Genomic DNA, 22,657 nt, shown 5'->3' with positions numbered 1-22,657 from the left:
TATGACTAAAGTTAGAAGCGATTTGGATAGTGAATTGAGCGATCGTAACTTCAAGAATGGCCATTTCGTTGATATTTGATCGCGACCTTCTTCAGATGGTTTGTCCAAAGCAATTTCTTAGGATTGTGACATAGCGAACTGAACAAAAAAGTTGAAATTTCGCTCAATTTTTAACTTCAATTTAGGACAAACGAACATGGCAATCATCAACGGAACTAACAATGATGAGACTCTCTTAGGTACTACAGAGAACGATATTATCAATGGATTTGCAGGCAACGATAATATCAGCGGTGCAGGTGGTAACGATACTCTATTTGGTGGTTTTGGGGTTAATATTCTGGATGGTGGCATCGGCATCGATACTGCTAGTTATGCTGGCTCCAGTAACAACGTTATCGCTTCATTAGAAACCAGAACAGCTACCTTCTTTGGCGGCAGCGATTCCTTCTTTAACATTGAAAACCTAGCAGGCAGTAACAACGACGATATTTTAACGGGCGACAATGGTGCTAATACTCTAGATGGCAGCTTTGGCAATGACTTCCTCTTTGGACGTGCAGGAAATGATCGCCTGTTAGGGGGTGCAGGAAGCGATGTCCTCAAGGGAGAAATTGGCAACGATGTCCTCTTGGGCGGTGATGGGGTGGATTTACTAGAAGGTGGCGATGACAGTGATTTGCTCAAAGGTGACAAAGGCAATGACACCATGATTGGTGGCAATGGCAATGACGCATTTGAATGGGTGGATGGGGATGGCAGTGATATCATTCAAGGTGATGCAGGTAGCGATAACCTGTTATTCAACGGTTCAGCCACCCAAGGTGACCAAATTAGCCTCAGCCAGGTGGGTGCAGAAATTCTATTACAACGCACCAATCTCACTCCAGTTACCTTGAGAACACAGAGTATCGAAACTTTCAACGCTATTAATGGTCTAGGTGGCGATGATTTATTGACAGTTAGCAATCTGAGTTTATCCAGTGGTGTCTCCTTTATCCAATTCACTGGTGGTGATGGAAATGATCGCCTGGTAGTAAGTTCTACATCTTCTGTCTTCAATGCTGGTGGTGGTAACGGAAATGACGCGCTTTCCGGTGGTAACAACAATGACCAACTTTTTGGTGATCAAGGAAATGATATTCTGGCAGGGGGATTTGGGAATGATCTCCTGACTGGTGCCACAGGAACCAATCTAGGACGGGGCGAAATTGATGTATTAGTAGGTGGTGCAGGTCGAGATACTTTTGTGCTGAACAACTTCTATGATGATGGCAACATCATTGCAGATGGTGATGCAATTAACTTTTTCAATGGTATTGATGGCACTGGAGATTTTGCTCGCATCATAGATTTTAAAGCAGGTGAGGATATTATTCGCTTGAGTGGCTCACGCAGTAACTATCAATTGAAAGCAATTACCAATTCCCTTCAGGGAGGAAGTAGCACCCAAGATATAGGAATCTTTAAGAACACAGGATTTTTACAACCTCTGGAGTTGATTGGAATTGTTCAGGATGCCCCTGGTATTCTCAATCTGAACAATACAACACAATTTACCTTCTTTTAGGCCTCAAATTAATACTTAAAAAATGGTGCTGTGTGTTTTAACTTCACATAGCACCATCATAATTCAAGACTTACGCAAGTGGCACAGCGATCAACTGTGCTTTGTTGGTCTGGATAAGACTCAAACTCAATATTTTTCCCTGTGGTACTCACCTAGAATAGTCCTGAGCATTGTTAGATCGCACACTGTTACACTTTTAGTAACTGTAGAGGATAGAATAACTCACCTTCCAGCCACAAGCATATCTTCAATTTGATGGATAATACCTAAAGAGCCACAACACAGAGGTACTGGAGAACTAGTTGAAACTCTTACAGTTTTATATCACTAATCAGTCTTTCAGCCTTAACTAAACCATATTTCAGTATATTTACGTAATTTCCATGAAAGCCTCTTGTGGTATTTACTGAATTATACTATATTGGATAAAGGCAATTTTATGCCTTGAAACTTCAATTACCCTAGCTACGATTACTTGCAAAAGCCAGTAGTTGTTAGTTCTTAATAATAAAAAATATACTAGGTTTTTTCAATAAATCAAATAGGAGTTCTTTAAAAACACTGCTTCATATATCAAAATACATAAAAACTTAATGCTCCATGTTTCGGTGTGAGCAAAATTTCTTTTATTCATTTTTCTATCGATTCGGGAAAACTTCTGAAATACTATGAAATACATAGACATATATCTATTATTTTTTGCCTTCCTAAATATTGGCGAATATCGGCTTTCTTTAAAGCAAGGCGTTGACTATCGGTAAGCTTTTTGTAGATTTCCTCTATTAATTTGTTGAATTAAATATATAAAACAACATCAATCAAGTGACACGGTGAAATGGAGATTGAAATTATGGATAGTTCTAATTTAAATAACGATAATAATCTAAATCAAAGTAATATTCCTGGAATAGACCTGGATGATCCTTTGCAAAAGGGATTTGAAAATAAACAAGATAATCAGATTTTATCAATAGAAGAAATACCTCCTATCAAACCATTATTAATAAATCAACTATTAGATGATACTTCTATCTTAGTTAAAGGGTTTGTTTTTAATGAATCTCCGAGTAGTAACCCTACTGATATATATTCACTCACTGGAGTTGGTGAGCATGGGATTTTATTGGGTGCTGGAGTTGTCAATACTGAAGAATTTAACGGATCGGGTGAATTTTCCAGAAAAGAGATTGTATTTGTAGATCCGACGGTTAAGGATTATGAGAATTTATTGCGCGGAGTAGGTTCAAATCAAGAAGTTATAATTCTAAAATCTGATGAAGATGGTATTTCACAAATTAGTGAAGTGCTGGCTCAACGCCAAGGAATTGATGCAGTTCATATTGTTGCTCATGGTGCAGAAGGATTGGTACGTCTGGGTTCAACTGAATTGAGTCAAAAAACCCTCTCTCAGTATCAGTCTCATTTAATGAGTTGGGAAAAAGCTTTAAGTAAAGATGCAGACATTTCGATTTATGCCTGCAACTTAGCAGGTGATGTTGTAGGTAAAGCTTTTGTTGAGCAGTTAGCAAAGTTGACCAATGCAGATATTGCTGCTTCTGATGACTTGACAGGGAATAAGCATTTGGGAGGCGATAGTGAGTTAGAAGTACAAACTGGAGAGATCGAGTCAAAGAGTTTAGATTTTGATAATTATCAAGGTACTTTAGCCACTATAGATACCACCCCAGTAATCTTTATTCCAGGCTTTGGAGGTAGTTTTGTCAAAGACCCTGGTGAGTTAACCCTTGATAATACGGATGATGCAGCAAGAAAAAATATAGATGATTGGTATGTAAATCGTGGTCTTAGTCCTGACAGGTTAGCACTAGAACCATTCGGGCAAGCGTATTATGATATTGTTCAATCTCTGGATAATGTGGGTTATACTCCCTATGACAATAGCCTAACGGATGCTGAAAATATTAGTGCAGGAGCTAACTTATTCATTGCTGCTTGGGATTGGAGACTTCCTGTAGCTGGGGTTAATGATGGCAATGCTGATGGCATTGTAACGGGAGTTAAAGATATTGTTGGTGATAATATCTTTGAGTCTGGAGTAGATTACTTAGGTTACTGGCTGCAAAAGGCTAAGGATATAACAGGATCTGATGTAGTGGACATTATCACCCATAGTACAGGGGGATTAGTCGCACGGAGTTATATTCAGAGTGATGCCTATGGAGCAACCCTATCGGATAGTTTTGTTTTGCCCACTGTAGAAGATTTGGTGCTTGTAGGCGTTCCCAACGAAGGAACATCAGAGGTCTTTAACTTTCTTCAGGATGATTGGAGTGGCAAACCCGCTTCCCGTGCTTTAGCGTTATTGGTTGATAAGTCCTATGACTTAGCAATCAGTGGTAATCCAATTACCGGTCCTGATGCTAATTTCGTTTGGGATACAGCATCTGATAAGTTAACCCTAGTTGACTCTCTAGATGCCAATAATATTATCGATTCTGATGTAACTAAAGAAGAGTTTGTTACTAATTATATTCGCACATTAAACGATCTATTACCTACATTTGCTTTCTATGATGATGATGCTTCAAATCCTTCTAATTATGAATTATTAACTGCTGATAGCAACTTTGATGGAATTAATGCCAATGAGTTAATACTGGATCTTAATGGCAATGTTAATGGTAATGCTTTTATAGACAGCACTGTTAGCACATCTGTCATTTATGGTTCAGGAGTGGAAACTTCTGGTTTAGTGCAGAAGCGAGTAGGTCCAGCTCCCCTCTTAGAAGGTGGCTTTTTCAAAGATGAAATTTTGAGTTTTACAACTCCCTTATTAGGACGCTCTCCTAATGACGGAGAGGTATGGTATGAGGATTTACCCTCTATCAATCAAGGTGATGGAACACTGACAAAGGAATCTACTGTTGGTCAATTTTTAGGAGATCCTAACGCCAAGTTAACCATTAATGAACGTCCTAACATTGGTCACTCAGAATTAGTTCAAGATGTTGCTTCTCAAGAGCAAATTTTAGGTGCAATTGGAGTAACCGGTATCAGTGAGAGTGATATCTCTACTGGTCAAGCACTTTCTAGCTTAGGTAGTCTTTTTAAATCAATTGAGCTGGGAATTGTAACGACAGAAACATTTGAGGGAATCAGCTTTGATGGCGTAAAACTATTCGATCAACTAGCAACAGAATATGACATAGATGTTAAAGATTTTATCAAACTAGATGCAGAATTCAGCCTAAGTATAAATAATAATGAGCAAATTGTTTTTAACGCAACAAATATAGATGGATTTATTGGAAAAGGAGCATCTACTGAAACCCTAGAGGATGATTTAGGACTTGCTCTTTCGGGTGCTGCTTTTACCTTTGCCCTTTCCAGCGATGGGACATATAATTTTGATTTGGATAACGCAACAATTGGCTTAGTAGGCATCAGTGATGTATCGTTATCTACTCCACCGCTAAATATTTCAGGGAATCAGAACGGATTTCTGATTAATTTAGAGGGCGAAATTACTATTGATGATTATGCCTACTTGAGAGGAAGTCTTACCTTTGGTTCTCAAATTGTTAACAACGAGCGAACATTTTCACTGGAAGGGCAAGGTTTGACTGCCTTTATCGGGCAAAAAACAGGAGAATTTGATATTGTTGTTAACAACGATGCTGATGCGGGCAATAACGAAAGCAATGATGTGGGATTAAGTATAACCAATCTAGCCTTCTCAATTGATACAGGAAATAAAGAATTTGCCCTCAACTCAGGCACAATTGGACTAGCAGGCATAGATGAAGTCCAAGTAGAAGCATCCATAGTTGACCCCATCATCATTAATACCACCGCAGGCACAGTTCAAGGGTCATTTAGTGCCGAACTAGTCGTATCAGACTATGTATATATGAGTGGCACATTAGCCATTGATATTGCCACAGTCAACGGAGTCAGAAACATTGGGTTAGAAGGATATGACATCAACGCCTTTGTGGGGCAGAAAAATGGAGAATTCTTCGATGTTGATAGCTATGAAGGCATCATCAACACAGAATATAACAGCACACAAGAAAGCGATGATGTCGGCTTAAAGATTCAAGATTTAGCCTTTGAGATTAATACAGGAACAGGCAACTTTGCCCTCAACTCAGGCACGATTGGACTAGCAGGCATAGATGAAGTCCAAGTAGAAGCATCCATAGTTGACCCCATCATCATTAATACCACCGCAGGCACAGTTCAAGGGTCATTTAGTGCCGAACTAGTCGTATCAGACTATGTATATATGAGTGGCACATTAGCCATTGATATTGCCACAGTCAACGGAGTCAGAAACATTGGGTTAGAAGGATATGACATCAACGCCTTTGTGGGGCAGAAAAATGGAGAATTCTTCGATGTTGATAGCTATGAAGGCATCATCAACACAGAATATAACAACACAGAAGAAAGCGATGATGTCGGCTTAAAGATTCAAGATTTAGCCTTTACCTTGAATACCAGCACGAAATTTTTCTCACTGAACTCAGGAACCATAGCATTAGCTGGCATAGATGAGGTAGAAGTAGAAGCATCCATAGTTGCCCCCATCATCATTGACAGTATGGCTGGTTCAGTTGAAGGGGCGTTTAGTGCGAAACTGATTGTGTCCGACTATGTTTATCTAAGTGGGACTTTGGAGTTTGCCTCTAAGTTGACAAATGGAGTCAGAGACTTCACCCTGAATGGTACAGAAATCACAGGTTTTATTGGGCAGAAAACAGGAGAATTTGATGTTGTTGTTAACAACGATGATGATCTAGATAATGATGAAAACAATGATTTTGGATTATCGATCGCTAATGCTAACTTCAGCATCAATAAAGTATCAGGACTATCAGTCAATGATGGAGTAATCAACCTAACAAATGCCTCCCAGTTACTGATTAGTTTCTCCGATGTTGATTTGAAAATTGGCACCCCTGATGTTGGGTTTGAAGTTCTTGATGCCGGTTTCACTCTTTCCACCATTTCAGAAGATCCCACCAAAGGCAGCCGCAAATGGATGGGTGTTGCTGCTAATTTTGCCGAGGTTAACCTGTTAGGTCTTCCATCTGAGATAACAGCAGATGTGGGCAATCTGAATGTGTTATATAACATTCCAGATAGCACCAGTACCACCAAGCTTGACTGGAAGGCATTAGCCGAGCAAGAAGGGGATGTCTATGGTCTAGATGGCACCCAACTCGCCTCCCTGAACCGTGGTATGGATCTGGAGGTGATGGCTGACCTCACACTGGCAATTGATGAATATGTGTATGTGAGTGGCTCTATGGCCTTCCGTCAAGGACAGACTGTAGATGTTAACATCACTAACCCCACCAACCCCAACAATACGCCTACCAAGAACCTCTCCGTAATGACCATTGGGGCTGACAACGTCAACATCTTCGTAGGTACGGGAGGACCATACTTTGTTGATAGCGATGAGGATGGTGACATCGACAAGTATGATGTCCGCGCTGAGGAGGGAGCAACAGGTCTGGTGATTGAAGATGTGGCATTTGGTATGATGCTCCTCAAGTCTACCAACCGAGCAGATCGAAGCAGTTATTACGGGATAAAAGCCAGTGCTGACGAAATTAGGCTCGTCGGTATAGATCCGAATATCTTTAAATTTGAGTTGAATCAGTTGAACGTAGAGATCAATGGTGGTTCTGATGCCGCCGATCCAAAACGTTTTGTTGATTTCACCCAGAGCGCCCTCGATGAACTAGATGGAACTGCCGACGGGGTAACGACAATTATCACAGGGACGGATAGCACAATTGATCTTGACTTCACCCAGAAGAGCATTGCTGTCTCTGCTGATACCGCGATTGTTGATATCGCTGGCTTCGTCCAAGTCAAAGGTGGAGTTGCCTTCTCCAAAACAGGGGCAGTGCAGACCACCCTATCTGATGGCACAGTCACCACAATGGATATCCTAACCATTGGTTTTGATAACATGAATGCTTTTGTGGGTGCTGGTCCTTACTTTATTGATGACAATAGTGATACAGATAGTGATAAGGATGACATCAACCCAAATGCCACTGGTTTACTACTAGAAAATGGACAACTTGCCCTAGCCCTCTTCAGTCCTACCATCCCCACCCCTGGTGCAAGCAGCTACTACGCAGTAAGTGCTTCGGCTGAATCCATTTCATTGCCGGGACTCAATTCTTCTGGTAATGATTCAATCAAGATCGAGGCATCGGGCTATCGCATCGAGCTTAATAGTGGTGACTTACTGAATCGAGCAATCAACTTTACCAAGTTCCAGGACAATAAATTAACGGTAAATACTGGTAGTGGCTCGGTTGATTTCGACTTTACTTCTAAGACTGAGCGAGTGGCGATTGAGAACGCACTCATCTCCATAGGGGATTATGTCTATCTTAATGGTGGGTTCTCCTTTACCCGTCAGAATGCGCTTTCTGTTCCATTGTATAACTCATTACCTGACGCACCTGCACAATTAATCCAAGTTGATGCCTTCGCCTTGGGAGCAGGTAGTGTTGATATGTTTGTTGGTAATGGACCCTACTTTGTAGACGAGAATGAAGATGGAGTCATTGACTTCAATGATAAACGCAACGAGAGTGCGGTGGGAGTAGCGATTGAAAACGCCAACTTTGGACTATTGTTGATGCGTAACACTGCCCTACCTACAAACCGTTTCATTGCCATGAAAGCATCCGCCGATTATTTCGGTGTTGTTGGGGTAGATGACTTCAAACTTTCTGCTTCGGATATCCGGGTCGAATATAACGCAGTCATCGGTGGTCCAGCCGTGATTGATTTCTCCAAGATGAATGGAGGAGCAGGATATGACCTTGATCTTGGCAATGGCACGCTCAATATTGACTACTCTAAAGGACTGCTACGTGCATCTGTCTCAGATGCCGAACTTCAGATTGGTTCTTACGTTTATGCCAAGGGTGCATTTGCCTTTGAAAAAGGTGATCTGATCACAGGAGTGCAACTGACTGATGGTGGCGGTACAAGAACTCTGTCTGCAATTAATGTTGGTGTCAGTGATCTTGATTTGTTTGTTGGTGCTAATGGACCAGCCTATGATGAGCAGGGTCAGTTAAATCCCGATGCAGTTGGTGTCAGTATCAGTAACGCCAACCTCGCTCTAGCTTTATTTAGTGAAACTTCACCTCTGGGAGTGGTGACACCAGGTAGACCTACCTATATTGCCCTGAAAGCTTCGGCAGATAATCTCGGTCTCGTTGGTGTGGATAATGTCCAAGCCAATGCCGATAATGTGATTGTCGAGCTTAATCTAGCAACTGGTCCTAATCCCACACCGACTACTCCACTGCCTGTAATTGACTTTTCTTCCTTTGATGGCGAGGGTTATGAAATTGCCACGGGAACTAACACCTCGGAAATTCTCGACTTTACTAGTCGCCGCATCCGGGCTTCTGCGGATAATGCACTTTTGGATCTTGGTCAATTCCTCTACGTAGAAGGTAATCTGGCTCTGGATTTGGGCAGTCGGGAAACGGTCACCATTAAAACTGGCATTCCTCCTATTTTGGGTCAGCTGGGTGAGTCAGTGCGAGATGAGATTAATACTGCTCTAGCCAGCTTAGACGGTGGACTGGAAAATCTACGGGCTGATGTACGTCAGGCATTTGAGGATGCGATCGCCACCATCCTCAATACAGTCAACAGCCAAATTGATGTGGTAGTTGACAGCATTTTTGCCAATATCAACGCAGGACTAGAAGCAGCCCAAGCAGCCGTCACAGGAGAGATGACAGAAGCTCTCAACGAGTCAACTGGTTCGCTGTTCAGCACTACAATAGCTCCTCTCATTGACCAGTTACTCAGTCCGATCCTCAGCCAATTACCATCAACCGCACTCCAGGATCTACTCGAAAGCGTCTTCAGTCCCATCAGCAGTTTGATCAGTGAGGCGATGAGTGGTTTACTTGAAGGTGCCATCTCCAGCGTCGTTAGTAGTTTAGCTGGTTCAGTATCTTCAGCGATTCAATCTGCCACCGCCACAGCAGCCAGTCAAATCAAGCTCCAAATCCGCGCAGCCCTTACCCCTCAAATCATTCGCCTTGGTCAGAGTCTCACAGCCCTTTCCCAAACCGTTGATAACCAGCTTGCACCAATCTTTGCTCAACTGCAACCCCTAGCTGGACTGGAGTTTGGAGAGAATTTTGCCACCATCTCTGGATTAGATGTGGATGTGATGGCTGTGGGTGTCAGTGAAGCCAACGCCTTTGTCGGATTGCCACCCGCAGAAAAACTGAATTTTGGAGGTGAACAGAGAGCGCTATTTGATCATAATCAAGATGGAACTATTACCCTCGGCGACCTCGCTACCCTTTATAGTCAGCTAACAAATACTCCACCTGACTTAGACCTCTCGAATATCGAACTCGACGATAAGACAGTTGTGGATCATCAGAAGTTATTAGATATTCTGGATGATAATAATAACGGGTTCCTAGAAATCAGTGAAGTTTCTGTTCTCTTCAATGATGAAGTCGATATCACTGAATTTGATGTCAATAGTAACGGTAGAATCGATGCTCCAAACTTTGCCACTGATAACCCAGATGCCATTGGTCTGTATGCTAGTAATGTCAATCTAGGACTAGGTATCTTTGATCCTATTGTTAGTCCGTCACTGCCTACCTTCATCGCAGCCAAACTCAACATTGATGAAGCAGGTTTCACAGATGGCGGCGCTGAAATTCTAGACCTCACCGCCAAGGATATAGAAGTTCAACTTAATCTAGGTGGCACACTCATCCCTGCGGTCGGACCTCTCCTCAATAATGCCGTCATTGACTTCACAGCCAGCAACTTCTCCAATAATCCAGATGCAGATCCAGAAATACCCATTGGTTTTAAAGTAGAAACAGGATCAACCGAATCCAGTCCGCCTATCTATTTGGACTTTGACAGGGAGACAATCCTAGCTAGTGTTGAGCGAGCCACAGTTCAGGTATCTGAATTTGTCTACATAACTGGTAGTTTGGCATTTGAAAAAGGTGAGGTACAAACGGTTGATGTCACTGGTGGATTACTCACTGATCTGATTAGTGAAAATCTAGATGATGCCCTAAATTATCTTGAAAACTTGAATATCTTGCCCGACGGCGGAATTGACACAGTTGAGGAATTAGTAGAGGCTTTCCCTGCCCTCGGTGGTCAGAAGACCGAACTATCCTTTATGACCATCGGTGCATCAAATGTAAATGCCTTTGTTGGTATGGGCGGTCCATACTGGAAGTACGATGAAAACGGTAATGTGACCCGTGATGATTCCTATACTGGTGCTGTTGGTCTGGTAATTGAAGATTTTGATTTTGGTATGGCAGTGATGCGCCCAACCAATACCATTGATCCATCTCAGTATTTCTCCCTGAAAGCCAGTGCAGAATTAATTAGCTTGGAAGGCATTGAAGATGTCACACTCAAAGCTGAACGGTTACTTGTTGAAGTGAATCAGTCAAGTCCCACTATTTCTGGGTTGCCATTATTCCCTGTGGTTGACTTTGCAAACACTGAGCAGTTTGCTAGTGAACAGGTCGCTCTGTTTGATGCCAATGATGATGGTGAACTCACTTTGGGTGATTTAGCAACGCTGTATGGTAATCTGACCGATCCTTCTGCCTCACTCATCTCTGCATTGGGTTCAATTACTACTACAGATGCCACAGTAGTTGATCATGAGATGCTGCTCGATATCTTGGATACCAATCAGAACGGTAAGCTGGAAATTCTGGAAGCAGCAGTCCTGTTTGACGGTGATGAAGCAGTAGTTCGAGATGCTGATCGTGATGGTGATGACAAGATCGATCCTCTGGGCTTTGAGGTCAATACAGGTAATGTACCTGTTTATCTGAGTATGGATTCTGCCCTGATCCGCGCCCAGGGATTTGTCGAACTAGATGTCTCAGGTGTGGTGACACTCTATGGTAATGTTGCCTTCGAGCTTGGGCCTGAAGAAGATGTCATCCTCACTGATGGAACAACTGATACAGTTACCACAATGACCATCGGTGCTTCCAACGTCTTTGGTTTCATTGGTTGGGATGGTCCTTATTTCTTAGATGGCAATGGTAACAAGGATCTTGATCGTGACATTGCCGGAAATCCCTTACCAGGAGAGGTGAATCCCAATGCGAAAGGTCTAGCACTCAATGACCTCAACCTTGGCGCGTTCGTGGGTTTATCGACGGATCTCCTAAATCCAGCGGTCTATTTTGCTCTCGACTTCTCCGTAGATTCTCTAGAGACCGTTGGTTTAGATTTCTTAGAAATCAATGCAACCCTAAGCACTCAAATTAACTTTGGCGCTCGATTAGATACAGAAAACCTAGAGAATTCTTCTTTAGCTGCCATTGACTTCCAAGCAAGTTTTCCCAATGATCCCGATGACGAAAGTGATAACGGTTTTGCCGTGAATACGGGTGATCCAGACTATCCCGTCATCCTTGGTTTTGATGAATCCTTGCTCAATGTTGAATTTGCGGGCGAAGTCATTGTTAAACCAGATGGTCAAGCGATCGCTGCTCTGCTGGGTACATTCTTCCTTGAGCTTGATGACGAATCCTTTAAGGTTCTCGCTACAGCTGATCTGCGACTAGGTGCAGATATCTCATCTCCTGATAATTCCTTGCTTGACATTAGTGCCTTGGGTGCTTTTGTAATTACTGCTGATGGATTTGCTGCTGATCTCGACGTTGACCTAGATGTTAACATCCCTGTACTAGACCTGGAAGTTGGCGCACGAGTGTTGATTAATACGACTGGTAAAGAGCAATCAATAACTCTACCGGATCGGATTATTAACTTCCTTGAGGATTCCAATAGCCCCTTAGCTGATGAGCTTCTTGAGCGTTTAGATGGCAATACCTATACCATCGCCGCCTACGCACCTGATATCGCTGATGTGATCACAGTGAACAACCTACTAGATCCAGATGCAGAAGGTGAAATTCTATACAACACTTCAGCAAATAGTTACGTTGTTGCTGTGGTTCGAGGTAGAGCGAACTTTGCTGGTTTTGCCGAGGCTTCCATCACAGGTGGTATCGCTGTCACGAACACTAATTTCCAGCTTTATGCAGATTTGGGATTTGAAATTGGTGTGCAGGGTATAGACCTAGACTTCAATGCCACTGGGGTATTAGATATTTCCCAGGCGGGATTATATCTCAAAACAGATGTAGAATTAGATGCTTCCCTGACCTCTCTGCTCCACGTTAACGCTTCAGGGGACTTGCTCATTGACACAAGGGGAGCTACGGATATCTTCACCCTTGATCTAGATGGTTCTTTAACCATCGCTGGGATTCTCTCACTGAGTGGGGGTTTCGACATCGAAGTTGGTACAGGTGGTTATAACACCTGGCGAGTAGGAATAGACCTTGATGGTAGACTTGGACCAATTATTCTTGGGGCTGATGGTTGGATTCAATCTGATGGTCAATTCAGTCTTTCTGCTTACGGTGGTCTGTACTTCGGTATTCCGGGCTTTTCGATCTCTGGTCAGGTCGGTGGCACAATATCACTGATCAAGTCAGGCACAAATTATGTTTACAACCCCGACGACACCTATACCCTAACCGTATTGGTCAGTGGTGATGTCACCCTGGAAATCATTGGCATCCCCTTGGGTGCTGGTGTGACTCTGGGAGGAAGTGCGACTTTCGGCCCTGATCAAACCATCCTGACACTGTATGCAGAAGGTCGCGTGCGTGTGCTTTTCTGGGAAGTGAAGGCAGGTGGCACGATCGCTACAATCGCTATACCAGGAAGTATCTTCCCACAACTTCCCCCACAACTAGCCTCCGTGAATGATGGCGTCCTTTCCCTAAATGTTGGAGACAAAGCATCCAATCGTAATGTTGGACGGGCTATAACTGCTGAAGACTACCGCTTAACTGATTATGGTGGAGGTGCAGTCTTAGTAGAGGCTTTCGGCAGGGCAGAAGTTTACCAAGGTGTAACACGAGTTGAAGCTGACTTTGGCGATGATGATGATTCTCTGACCCTGACTGCGGGATTTGGCATTGATGTTAATGCTCAGGGTGGCAGTGACGATGATATCCTAGCTTCCGCAGGTAATGGGAAAGTTACCTTTAGTGGTGGCGAGGGTGACGATATACTGATTGGGGGTTACGGTAACGATGATCTTGATGGTGATACAGGTAATGATTATCTAGAAGGCCAAGGTGGTACTGACCAAATCCGCGGTGGTATTGGCAATGATGTTATATTTGGAACAATTGGTGATCTCAGGAATGATGACATAGAAGGTGATGGAGACCTCGACACCTTGGAAATCCGAGGAACATCAGGCGCAGATAATATTACTATGGAAGTCATTAATGAGATTGTTGAGATCAGAGATGGCAATGGTTTATTTAATGCTTCTACCTTCGAGAAAATATCTGTAGTTCCCGCAGAAGGCAATGATACAGTCACCTTAATTGGTAATTTCCGCTCCATTGGCATTGATAGCGTTGCCGTCGATCTAGCAGAAAATAATCAGTTTGATGACACTGTTACTGTCAACCTACTTGATAGTCCTGATGTGCTTACTGTTGTAGGTAGTGAGACCCTATCCCCAGCAAGTAATCAGATACTCATCTCATCACCCAATCCCTTAACTAGCTCTGAGGTTGTTCCAACCACGACGGCTAACTGGAATCAGGGACAGGAAACCGTTATCTCTGGCACTGATAGTGGCGATCGCATTATTTTCAACACACTGGGCGGGGCTGATATCATCAATGTCAAGAGCCTTGTTGCCAACGTTACTACTGTTGGTGGGGCTGATTTAGATACAATCAATGTTGGCTCGAATGCTTCAGGTACTACCACCAATCCCAACAACAACTCCAACGGTAATCTCAATGCCATTAATGGTATTCTCTCTGTTGCCTCTGATAGTAACGATGTTCTCAACATTGATGATTCTGGCGACAACGCTAGTAACATAGACACCACTGCTGGAAACCTCACCTCATCTCAACTGACTGGCCTCGGTATGGGAGGCAGTATCAACTATGGCAGTCTCGCCAGCCTCAATGTAGCACTAGGAAGCAATACAGATCATTTCACCGTCGCCAGCACCAACGCGGGTGTCAGCCAAACAACCATTTTGGGCAATGGAGGCGCAGATCGCTTTAACATCCTTTCTACCAGTAGTCTGTTAACCATCAATGGTGGTGCGATGGCGGATACATTCCGTATTGGTAGCAATGCTAATGGATCTAATACCAATGGAACACTTAACGGCATTAATGCCCTGCTAACTATTGATAGTGGAACATCCAGCAGCGATCGCGACATCCTCAGCTTGGATGATACGGGAGACAACACTGCCAATACTGGTACACTTACCTCTACTACCATCACTGGATTAGGGCTAACTGCTGGCATTAACTATGCAAACTTTGAAGACCTAGATATATCCCTTGGTAGTGGTAACAATACTTTCACCGTTAACAATACCCATAATTCAGCCACTGGGACTACTGAAACAACAACCATTAATGCGGGTGCTGGTGCTGATGTAGTCACCATTAACAATGCGTCCGATCACCTGACAGTTAATGCTCAAGGTGGCAACGATACCGTTTTAGTAAAAGATACTGGTTCTGATAGTACGGTCATTGTCAATGGTGATGTCGGTCTTGACACCATTAATATCGAGGGTAATAAGTCACTTTTGACCGTTAATGGAAATAGTGATAACGATACTATCAATGTCCTATCGAATGGCTATGCAACCTATATTAACGGTGGTAGTGGTAGCGACACGATCAATATTGAAGCTAATACCGCAGCCATTACCGTTGACGCAGGAACAGACAGCGATACCATTAATATTGGCAAATTAAACCGTGATGTAAGTCCCATCAATGCCTTAATTACCGTATCTGGCGGCGATGATTTAGGCGTTACCGATTATCTCTACATTGATGATACAGGTGCTACCGTAGGAGAAGATAATACGGGCATTATCACCAGCAATACAGTGTCTGTAACTGGTATGGATGTCTCCCTCCAATACACCAGAATAGAGTCCTTGAACGTTCTGCTAGGCGGTGGAAATGATACAGTTACCATTGAAAATACCCTGGCAACCACCAATGTGTCTTTAGGAGCAGGGGATGATAATTTGACCATCGAAACAGCGGACGGTGAAACCAATATTTATGGCGAAGCAGGGGCTGATCTGGTCAACGTTAAGAAGATTAATCGCAATTCCTTGATTGTTGGCGGTTTAGGAGATGATGTCACCAATGTTGGCAATAACAATCGCAAGATTAAGGATATAAATGCCATCTTACGCATAGAAGGTAGTGGAGATAACGATATTATCAACATTGATAATGAGTTATCTACTTCCGAATCTAGTGGTATTCTTACCTCTGATAAGATTTACGGCTTAGATTTAGGACAATACATTCAATACGATACTGCCGAAATCCTGAATATCTATTTAGGTCAAGCCAACGATAACTTTACCGTTGATAGTACCCACACTGAGGTAACTAATCTTTATGGTAACGATGGAGATGATCAGATTCGAGTGAAAACCATCTCTGGAGTAACTAATATTGATAGTGAAAGTGGAAAAGACACAGTTACCGTTAGCAGTAATAACAACGATCTCTTTGGCATTCAAGCTATCCTGAATCTGAATGGGGATGGTAGTGAGCAAGATACCCTGATTATTTATAATAGTGGTGCGCCCGTAGGTCAAAGTGGTCAATTGTCAGACCAACAATTAACCGGATTTGGTATGACAAGTCCGATCAATTACCAAAACTTTGAAACAGTTAATCTGACCTTAGGAGAATATGATGATGATTTGACCGTTTTCAGTACCATTGTTGATACTACGAACGTTAACACTGGTGATGGCGCAGATGCAGTGAAAGTAGAAGCCTTTAATGGTCAAACTTATCTTGCTACGGATGATGGAGGTGATCAGATCACCGTTTTTGATGGAGACGGAGATTTTGCAGGATTAAACGCTTATTTAGAAATTGATGGTGGTCAAGATGGTGATACTTATCAAGTAACGATTGCCGCTTCTAATTTAGGTCGTAGTTTTATTAAATTATGGGATCGAGGGGTTTCCGGCATAGATGAATTAACTTATTTGGGCAGTAGTCAAAATGATTTAATTCAGTTAGATACCGTTTATATTGCTGAGGAAGATCCCAATCAAGAATTTAGTCAAGACAGATGGTTAGGTTATGGCAATCATGGAGAGGGTTTATTAATTTCTCACTTCGATGGCGATGCTCAAGCCTATCAAGCGAAGGATCTAGACAATACGGATAGTTTAACTGATGTTTCCGTTGCCAGTTTACAATCAGGAGAGAATTACCAGGTCTTAAATTATTCGACCATCGAGCAAGTGGTTGTTTTTGCTGGCGATGGGGATGACAAGATCGTTAGTGATGATACTGCCCAAGAAATTGATGTCTTTGGTAATGCTGGAAAGGACCAATTCTATGTTGGTTCAATTTTAGCCACAGAATTAGTCTTAGTCGAAGGTCAAGAAGTAGTAGTAGTCACAGAAGTCACACATGGTGCATCCTTTGAAATGAACTTCTATGGTGGTGCAGATGATGACTATTTTGAGGTGAATCATAATCGTGCTGATATTCAGTTATTTGGGGATAACGGTGACGACCTCTTCTTTGTAAAAGCCCTCTTAACCTTTAGCGAGGATGAGGATTTAATCGAGTTAAATAATAAAGTCGCTACTGTTAGTGGAACAACAGGTGAAAATAGCGAATCAGATCAAAAACAAAATGATACTCGTGAGGTAGATGTAGATTCCCTTGTATATGTAGAAAATGCTAACGTTAGTATTGACGGAGGGGCAGGTTTTGATTCCGTTGCCATTGTGGGTACAGTCTTAAGTGATACCTTCTATGTCTTTACCGAAGAGGAAAATGGTGAGACAATTCAACGGATTTATGGTGCTGGGGTTAAGTTAAAAGAATTACTGAATATTGAAAGAATACAACTGGTTACAGGTCGAGGAGATGACCGTGTTTATGTTTACGGTGTTGATTTAGGGAACATTGGTGACTTAGTTATTAACACAGGTGCAGGTAGTGATACCATTTATGTCGGTGGTGAAGAACTAACCATTAACCTGAATTTCCCCTCTCGTAGTCGCACCGAATACGCTACAGTCAACGGTTATGAAGGTGCTGGAGAGGTTGAGATTGATTATGGATTGGGAATTGAATTAACTGATAATTTAGATCGGGTTGTTCCCTTTAATATTAACGAACCTGCTAATACTCAACGTAAAATTATTCAAGCATCTACTAATCTTGATGCGATCGCCTCACCAGTTTTAATTCAAGATACAGATGGTTTAATTGATACCATAGTCTTCAATAATCAGACTGGTTCAACAAATCTGACATTTGATGCAGCAACCTTATACAAGAAAGGCATTAACACCGATCTAACCAAAGTCATTTATCCCAGTAGTAGTACCAATACAACTACAACTGATTTAATCGCTCAATTATCCTCCTTATCAGAGGTCGGAAGTGCTGCGGTTAAGGAAATTATCAATGATTATCTCAGAAATCAAATTGTATTTAATGACCGATACTACGACCGGGAATTAATTAACCGGTTATTGGCCTTAACAGGAAATGAAACTGAAACCATTACTATTCCTAGTGAGGTATCTTATGCAGTCTTCCAAACTCTCTTAGATAATAATGGCAACCTTGTCACAGCTAGGGAGCAATTAAGTCTTTTCTTAGCTGGTACAGGTTACACTGCTAACTATATTGAATCCAATCATCCAGATCCTAGCCGCAGTGATAAACTCTACGAATTAGTTAGCATTACCAATAGTCAAGGACAGAAATTAGCCTTTGAAGCACAATATCGGGAACTCATCAAAGATGATATTGTTTATAAGGATATTATCGGTGTCAGTTTAATTACTGCTAATCCCATAGAGTTGGAAGTACAAGCAGGATATATTCAATCAGTTGAAATCATCAAGAATGAGACATGGCATACCTTATATAAACAAGATCATGCACCTTTAATTTACTTTGAAGCCGAAAAAGTTAATAGTCAAACTGGGGTATTACAGCCAAAATTTGAAGAAATTACTATCAATCTCAATAGTAATAATGCTAATAACTTATTACTAGATAATGAGTCTTATTTAGGTAAGACCTATGTTGAAGGTGGACAAGCTAATGATGTCTTTGAGATTAAGAGTATTGCTGGTCAAACCTTTGTTCATGGTAATTCAGGTGATGATACCTTTGAAGTTGGTGACGGGACGGTTAACCAAGTCAATAATAATTTATTCTTAATAGGTGACGCAGGGGAAGATCAGGTTAACGTTAATAGTAACGCACTGGATACAGAATCAGAGATTACTTTAGAAAAATCCACCGTTGTCCATCAGTTTGAACAGGATAAATTAAGCAAGATTACCAATGCTCTAGAATTTGCTAACATTACCGATGCAGAAAATCAAGCAATGGGTCAACTTTTACAACAAGATTCCATTGTTTATGTTCAAGAAATCCTGGCTAAGTTAAATCTGAATGACCTGAAAGCAATAGCCATTCAAGCCAGCAATGAAATCGGCGAAAATATTAGTGATAGTTTAGAACTAGCCAAAACTGACTTTGCACAAGGTATTATTCAGTTAATAGCTGAACAAAAGGGACTGATTAATACATTTGTCAAAACCAGTTTAGTTGACTATTTCAATGCTCGTGAAGGAGAAGCTAATGCCCAAACTGCATACGATCAACTAATAGTACAACGAGATAACAATGTTGACGCTGTTAATATCATCGTTGATAGTATCAAGAACAGTATTAGCCAGCAGTCTAATCTGATTTTCGGGGGTTTATTTGGTCAGGATGTAAAAGCGAGTTATACAGTATTGAGTGATATTGATGCTGGTGATATTCTTGACGGGTATAATGCGACTAATCAAACATTAACCCTTTCAGTCGATATCAAAGAAGTTAAAGTCACCACAACCTATGTCTTTGGTTTTCCTATTACTACAACAGAGGAACAAACCTTTACGGATACCTTTACTCTTGATGTCAATCAAGATAGTACATTAAAAACGGCAGTTGATAATATTGTCAGCTTAGAAGCATCAGCAAAACAAAAACAAGAAGAAATTGGCCGATTACAAGCTGAAAAAGCAAGTGCCAAATCCCTGTTGAGTGATTACTTTAATGATTCCCAAATAGATGCCTATTATAATGAGGCAGCCCGCACAGATGATCCCAGTAATACCGCAGTCATTTGGATAGAAAGTGACCTTTATGGTAGCGGTGTTAAAACTGTTTTAACTACGATTGAGACAGAGATTAATAATTCGGCTAATGTTACTAAGAATCTTTTAGATCAAGCCATTAGCGCCGCTAATACGTTGGAAACGACCACCAATAATCTAGGAAGTGCGATCGCTGCATTACAAACGAAATTAACGGCATTAAATAGTAACTTAAATACAGAAGTTACTAATACAAATTCTTGGGATAATTGGGTAGGAATAGAACGGCTACAAATCTTAAAGGATGTCTTATTCACAGAAGAAAAAGCGACCCTAGTAGAAGCTGGCAACCTTTGGAATAACCTACCAACTGTCAGTAAATTTAATAATGTAGTCAATTGGAATGAAGCCATTACCTTATACAATAGTGACAGTAATTTCATCAAAGTTGTTAATAGTTATAAAGACGCACAGGAATTAGCTGAAAACTTCACTAACTATAGGGATGATAAATATGATGACTTCCGCGCTGTCTATCGAGATATTCTCAAATTTGAAACAGCAAAGAATTACCTAGAGGATGGATTTGATTTTGAGGCTTTCAAAGCTGAATATGAAAATAATCTCAGTCAAATCAATGCGGTTTTAAGTGTCTTAGATGATCTAAGACTAGAAGCAAAATATAGTTCTCAGCTTAAATCCCTAGAGTACGACCAAGAGGAATTAGAAAATATTGTTAATAGCAATGCAGCCATTGTTAACTTCTTCAACAACCTGAAAACTGAAGCAGAAACTAAATTTACCAATGTTAACAATAGTCTTAGCTCCGCTTATACAATCGTCTTTAATTGGTTCTTCTTCCGTACTCTCAGCTTTACTGTCACCTTTGATTACAGTAATGATCCTCAATATCTGCAAGCATTAGATAGCAAGCAAACAGCAACGACTAACTATCAAAATGCTCTGGAAGCGAGTCAAACTGCGATCGCAGACAAAGCCGAATTAGATGCCATCATTACTGACTTACAAACCAAGTTAGGAGAACTACCTGATGGTTCAACCTTAGAAAATCTAAACTTCGTCTTAAGTCAACAATACAAGTTCCTGAGAAACTTGAGCCAAGTAGCTATACAAGTTCTCAGTGAATCTCGTAAAGATCAAGCAGCAGAAGGCTTTGATGATGTTAGTAGTTTAATTTCTCAAGTCCAACATTATCTAAATAATTACGAAGTAAACGATCAAATTGCTCCCGAAAACGTCAAAACTCAAACCTTTGCATCTAATAATGGGGGCAGTTCAGTTATTGCTCAAATTCGAGAAACTGAGTCTTGGGAAGTCTTATCCCTAACTGGTTTAAACAATGGCGGAATTCACACCGATTTTAATACTGTTGAAAAATTGACAGTTTACACAGGAAGCAATAACGATGTTGTTAAAGTTTATGACAGTTTAGGTCAAGCTAATAGCGAAGTTTCCGTCATCACAGGACAAGGTAACGATGAGATTATCCTCTCCAACCAAGAAAACCCCATTGATCCAATTTCCACCCATGAACTATCTGTAGATGATTTCCTCGGTGATGTCAGAATTGACGCAGGAGTTGGTAATAATCAACTGATGATCAATGATGAAGGTGATCCGACAGGAGATACCATTTTTCAACAATACAGTGATGAGTATATTCAAATTACTGGCATGGCCGCAGGTGAAATTTACTATGTCGCTAATGGAGGTAATTTCAGCAATGGCTTAGATATCATCACCAGTTCAGGCGATGATGATATTACCATCAATGCTTTACATGGCAGTGATCATACTCGGCTTTATGCTCGTTCAGGTGATGATGATATTACTGTCAATTCCTTTGTAGTTAATCCTTTAGCATCTCTAACAATTTATGGAGAAACAGGTGATGATGTTATAGATGCTTCTCAATCACCTGTTGCCGTTACAGTGTATGGTCAAGAAGGGAAAGACACTGCCTATGGTAGTAACCTGAATGACACTCTGTTTGGTAATGAACAAGACGATCTGATCATTGGTAATCTCGGCGACGACGTAATTGATGCAGGGGCTGGAAATGATATAGTTATTGGCGATCGCGGTTCAGTTAAAGACTTATTGGGTAACGAATTAACTCAACGCCATCTACCACAAGCTCTAGTAGTGTCTTCTCTAGTGGGTAATAGTTCAACCAACGACATAATTACGACAGGAGAAGGTAATGATGTCATCTTTGGTGGTAGTGGTGATGATACCATTGACTCCGGGTCAAGCTTAGGAGATAGAGCTAATGATGTTGTTGTCGGTGATCATGGTTCAGCAACCTTCGACAATAACAGTAATCTCACAAGTATTACAACAACAGTAGTAGGTGGTGAAGGTAAGGATAATATTACTGTTGGCGAAGGTGATGACATTGTTTTGGGTGGTTCTGGTAATGATGTAATTACATCCAGCAGTGGCAATAATGTTATTTTGGGCGATAACGGCAGTATTTCGTTAAATAATAACCAAATACAAACAGTTACTAGCACTGATACGGCTCAGGGTGGCAATGATTCAATTACCACAGGAAACGGTGATGATGTAGTAATTGGCGGAATCGGAATAGACAATATCAATGTCAACAACGGCAACAACATCGTCATCGGGGATAGTGGATCAATTGCCTACAACGGAACAGATGGAAATGCAACAACCGCAGATACCATTCAAAGCCTCAATGAAACCAATGGTGGAGTAGATATCATCGCCACTGGCAGTGGGAATGACATGGTAATTGGTGGAGATGCAGG

At 41.5% G+C, this 22,657-nt stretch carries 2 protein-coding genes; both read left to right on the top strand.

Annotated elements, in window-relative coordinates; all coding sequences use genetic code 11:
* The first annotated feature begins 196 nt into the window (after positions 1–196).
* The gene (locus tag H6G73_RS24920; protein ID WP_190608478.1) at positions 197–1,570 is read left to right on the top strand and encodes a calcium-binding protein; all 1,374 of its coding nucleotides are present in this window, start codon (positions 197–199) and stop codon (positions 1,568–1,570) included.
* A gap of 850 nt (positions 1,571–2,420) precedes the next feature.
* A partial coding sequence (locus tag H6G73_RS22400) for a DUF4347 domain-containing protein (protein WP_190608476.1) occupies positions 2,421–22,657 on the top strand: 20,237 nt, incomplete at its 3' end.

The organism is Richelia sinica FACHB-800 (genome assembly GCF_014698825.1).
GTDB lineage: Bacteria > Cyanobacteriota > Cyanobacteriia > Cyanobacteriales > Nostocaceae > FACHB-800.
This window is presented reverse-complemented; position numbering and strand designations above follow the sequence as displayed.